Genomic DNA, 1064 nt, shown 5'->3' with positions numbered 1-1064 from the left:
TTTTGTACCAAGCGATGTACTACAAGAAGGATAATGCAAGGTTTTTGAACGTCCCAATCCTATTTTCTTGCACTAACATCGGACTTTAACAGGTCAAAAGCTTTATTTTAAAAGGGTTTTACCATTATTCAGCAAACCCTAGATATTGCCCAAAATCTCCCTGTAAAAGGGAGATTTTTTGATTATTAAGGATATTGCCCCCGTTAACAATATAATTCCTGAATCCACTGCCATTCTTGGGCTAATCCTTCGGCTAAAGAAACTTGGGGATTATAACCTAGAATAGTACGGGCTTTGGTGACATCGGCGGCGGTGTGACGGGCATCTCCCCGGGCCAATCCTTGATGCGATCGCTCGATCGGTTTACCAATGACTTTTTCCATAGTATCCAAGACATCCAACAAAACCACGCGACTACCACCACCAATATTAAACACCTCCCCCACCGCTTCCGGTACGACGGCAGCGGCTAAATTAGCGGCTACAGCATCGCTAATAAAGGTAAAATCGCGGGTTTGTTTGCCATCCCCGTAGATGCCGATGGCTTTATCTGCGATCGCTGATTGAAAAAACTTATGGAAAGCCATATCGGGACGTTGCCGCGGTCCATAAACGGTGAAATAACGTAAGGCAGTGACGGGAACGTTAAAATTCTGGTGATATAGCCAACAGAGTCTTTCTGCCGCTAATTTGGTGATGCCGTAGGGTGAAACTGGTTGGGGACAAAGGGTTTCGGGAGTCGGCATCGTTTCCGCATTGCCATACACCGAGGAAGTGGAAGCAAAAACCATCCGTTGTAAAGACGGGGTTTCCTTAGCGGCCTCAAGAATAATTTGAGTAGCATTTATATTCCTTTCGGTATATTGACGAAATCCATCACCCCAGCTTGCTCTGACTCCTGCTTGGGCTGCCTGATGGAATAATACTTCTACTCCTTGCAACAGTTGTCGCCAGTCGAGGGCTTGTATATCCGCTTCGATTAACTTAAATTCGGGATATTTGGCTAGAATATGGGCATTTTTGCGCTTTAAACTGGGGTCGTAATAATCGTTAAATTGATCGAT

General features: G+C 44.9%; 1 protein-coding gene. It reads right to left on the bottom strand.

All coding sequences use genetic code 11. The features are described from left to right. Nucleotides 1-203 precede the first annotated feature (203 nt). Nucleotides 204-1064, bottom strand: an 861-nt coding sequence (locus tag PX481_RS25975) for an NAD-dependent epimerase/dehydratase family protein (RefSeq protein ID WP_288096843.1), incomplete at its 5' end; no start/stop codon positions are given.

The organism is Microcystis sp. M53603_WE2, from assembly GCF_030065435.1.
Note: the sequence above shows the minus strand (reverse complement) of the source record. Positions and strands in the feature narration are given on the sequence as shown.